The 3,852-nt window shown below is 68.7% G+C and carries 2 protein-coding genes; one reads left to right on the top strand and one right to left on the bottom strand.

Annotated features, from left to right (window positions below; translation table 11 throughout):
* Positions 1–177 precede the first annotated feature (177 nt).
* Positions 178–2,721: a hypothetical protein gene (locus FJ222_12270; protein MBM4165197.1), complete on the bottom strand. Its 2,544-nt coding sequence runs from the start codon at positions 2,719–2,721 to the stop codon at positions 178–180.
* An 873-nt stretch (positions 2,722–3,594) separates the two neighbouring features.
* On the opposite strand from FJ222_12270, the gene FJ222_12265 reads away from it, so the two are divergent.
* Positions 3,595–3,852: hypothetical protein (locus FJ222_12265; GenBank protein MBM4165196.1), on the top strand; the 258-nt coding region annotated here is incomplete at its 3' end.

Below are 3,852 nucleotides of genomic sequence, written 5' to 3'. Positions count from 1 at the left end.
CCTCGCGCAAGAGCCGCAGCCGCGCCGTCTCGTCCGCGACCGCGACCGCGGGCAGCACCTTGACCGCCACCTCGCGGTCGAGCCGCCGATCGCGGGCACGGTAGACCTCACCCATCCCTCCCGCTCCCAGACGGGAGACGACCTCGTAGGGTCCAAGACGGTAACCGGCCTGCAACGTCACGGCGGCGCTCCCGGCACGCCCGCAGCACCAGCGGATGGCGCCACGGGCAGGTTCATCTTGCGCAGCAACGCCTGGAAGCGCGGGTCGGAGCGCAGGGGATCCCAGAGGGGGCAGCAGTTTACGTACGGCGCGTTGGGATCACGTTGAGCGACGGCCTCATCGAGCCACTCGAGAGCGCGCGCCGTCTCGCCGGCGAACAGGAAGCACTCCGCCACATCAGCGGCAATGCCGGGCTCCTTGTCGTGACGCGACACCTGCACGTCGGCCGCCCGGCGCCACGCGGCGGCGTAGCCCGCGTCCGCGTATCCCTGCGCCAGCGCTTGCCCCACTTCGGGCCACCAGTCGTCGTAGAAGTCCTTCTTGACCGTGATGACCTCGTCGTATCGCCCGCTCGCGTGCAGGGCGAGCCAGAGCGCGGTCTGGGCCACTCCGTGATCCGGCTGCAGCCGAAGCGCCTGACGGGCCTGCGCGATGGAGTCGTCGTAGCGGTCGGTGCCAAGGAGAATGATCGCGTAGAAGCTCAGGGTCATGGCGCTGACCGGATCGAGCTCCACCGCCCGCTCGATCTGCCGCATCGCTTCATCGGGCCGCCGCAAAATCAAAAGGACGTGCGAATAGCCCATTCTCGCATCCGCTGTGTTGGGGTCTATTTCGATCGCTCGCCGGTACTCCCGCTCCGCGCCCGCCCAGTCCCAGTCGGTCCAGGCCAGGACACTGGCCAGGGTTTCGTGCACCGCCGCGAGGGTGTCATCCAGCGCCATCGCTTCGAGCGCGGCGGCTCGCGCCTTCGGGCCGGCTTCTCCTGGGAGCGTGATCAACATCTGCTGCCGAGCTGCCCACACGTCGGCGATCCCGGCATGCGCGATGGCCGACCCGGGGTCCTTCTCGAGCGCCAGCTTGAAGTACCGTTCCGCCGCATCGAGACCTGCAGGCGTCAGCGTCGCTCCCTGGGCACGACCCTTGAGCACGGCGTCATAGGCCTCGGGGTTGACAGCGCGCATGCTCGCCAACCGAGCCCGCTCGGAAGAGAGCAGCTTCAGCGCGAGCGACTCGGCCACCCTGCGCGCCACATCGCTCTGCAGCGCCAGGACCCCCGACATCTCCCGTTCGAAGACGTCGCTCCAGAGCTGCGTCTGGTCGCCCGTGTGGATCAGCTCCGCGGAGATCCGCACGCGATTGCCCTCGCGCTGCGCGCTCCCCTCCAGCACGTAGTCCACCTTCAGCTCGCGGCCAATCTGGTCGATCGGCGTCTTGCCGTCCTTGTACCGCATCACCGACGTCCGCGCGATGACGCTCAACTCGCCGGGATGCAGCCGCCCGAGCTGCCCGATCATCTCCTGCGTCAGCCCATCCGACAGGTACTCCTGCTCCGCGTCGCCCGACAGGTTGGCGAACGGCAGCACCGCCATCCGGATCGCCCGTTCGCCGCCGCCACCCCCGAGCAGCCGGCTGCGCACCCCGCCGACGTCCAGCCCAGCGACCACGAGGAGGATCGAGAAGACCAGCGCCAGCACCACCGGCCAGCGCTGCGCCACCAGCGTCGCCCGCCACCCCGGCCATGCCGCCGGCGAGCCGCCGGTGAGCATCGCCTCCAGCGCCGAGCGCACCTCCCCCGCCCGCTGGTACCGCTGCGCCGGCTCCTTCGCCAGACACCGCTCGATGATCCCCACCAGCGCCGGCGGCACCCCCGCCGGCAATGCCTTGGGCGTCTGGTTCAGGATCGCCGACGACACCTCGAACCCCGTCTCCCCGCTGAACGGCCTCTTTCCCGCCGCCATCTCGTACAGCACCACCCCCAATCCCCACACGTCCGAGCGCGCGTCCGCCGGCTTCCCGCGCAACTGCTCCGGCGCCATGTACGCCAGCGTCCCCACCATCGCCCCCGCCTCGGTCAGCGACGCCTGCGTCAGCGTGGTCGCCGCCTCCAGGTCCTTCCCCAACAGCGGCTTCGCCAGCCCGAAGTCGAGCACCTTCGCCCGCCCTTCCGGCGTCACGATGACGTTCGCGCTCTTCAGGTCCCGGTGCACCACATCGTGCTCGTGCGCGTGCGATACGGCGTCCGCCATCTGCCGCCCCAGGCGCACCACCTCGTCGATGGCCATCCGCCCCGCAGCCAGACGGTCCGACAGCGCCTGCCCCGCCACCAGCTCCATCGCGATGTACGCCTGCCCCTCCGCCTCCCCCACCTCGTGGATGGTGCACACGTTCGGATGATTGAGCCGCGCCGCCATCCGCGCCTCGCGCAAGAGCCGCAGCCGCGCCGTCTCGTCCGCGACCGCGACCGCGGGCAGCACCTTGACCGCCACCTCGCGGTCGAGCCGCCGATCGCGGGCACGGTAGACCTCACCCATCCCTCCCGCTCCGAGACGGGAGACAACCTCGTAGGGACCAAGACGGTAGCCGGCCTGCAACGTCACGGCGGCGCTCCCGGCACGCCCGCAGCGCCAGCGGGCGGCGCCACGGGCAGGTTCATCATGCGCATCAGCGCCTGAAAGCGCGGCGTGGCGCGCACGAGGTCGAGCATCGGAAATCCAAGATATGTGGCGCCCCCGTCACGCTCCTCGACGCCACGCTCGAGCCAGTCGAGCGTCGCGTCGGCGTCGCCGGGCCGCGGTAGCCGGAATTGCCCGCGTTTCAGCACAGGCTCGGGGTAACACCGGCTCGGAGGACGGGGGATCGCCCCGGGCGGTGGACGAGTCAGCGCGCGGGAACGGCGCCTGACAGGGCGGCGGCGGGACGAGACCTCGCGACGGGGTGGGGTCGGTGTGTGACCCGGCACGTCTACGCGCCCCACGGCGGCATCGACCAGGTCCTCGCCCCGGGGATCCCCGGGGATACCTTCGATCGTCAGGTCGTCCACTCGTTCACCCGCGATTCTCAGACGGGTATCTCGATTCCCGGGTCGGGCGCCGTCCTGTCGACGGCCGCGTAGGCGGGGAACGGGGCGGCGACGCGGCTGAGCTTCGGCACCCGCATGGAGCAGACCGCGACGCCCGATGCGCTCGGCAGGTTTCAGTCGATGGAGATCCTGCGGCCCGTGGGCAGCGGGCTGATCAGCGTGTGGAACAGCGGCGATTTCGCGTTCGATGCGCGGGGCAACATCACGGCGATCGGCGCCCAAACCTTCGGCTGCAAGACGATCGTACGACTTTGTCAGATCCGCATTCTCCTAAGGTCGTGCTGGACCCAATGGCGACAGTGTAGCCTGGCACTGATCGTACGTCAAAGCAATTCCAGGAAACCGCGTGAGGTGAAAAAACTCAGCCGAGCCGCAAACAATTGTGACGGCGTGTCTTGCCGCGGGCACGGGTACCGCTCGGTGCGACTCTTGACAAGTAGTCAGCGATCCCGGATGCTCTCGTTCATCACTGCGCATCCGGAGGAACATGAAGCCCTAATTTCAGCCATGGCATTTGCTGCTCCTGATCCTTGCAGGCTGGATCAACCGCAGACAGCAAGACGCCGTCGAGTACCTCCTGACGGAGAATCGAGTCCTCCGAGAGAAGCTCGGAAAGAAACGGATTCTGATCAGCGACGACCAACGGCGGCGGCTGGCGGTCAAAGGCAAGATCCTCGGGCGGAAGATGCTCGAGCAGCTGGCCACCATCGTGACTCCGGATACAATTCTCCGGTGGCATCGCGAGCTGGTCGCCAGGCACTGGGACTATAGC

The sequence above is a fragment of the Lentisphaerota bacterium genome (assembly GCA_016873675.1).
GTDB lineage: Bacteria > Verrucomicrobiota > Kiritimatiellia > RFP12 > JAAYNR01 > VGWG01.
Note: the sequence above shows the minus strand (reverse complement) of the source record. Positions and strands in the feature narration are given on the sequence as shown.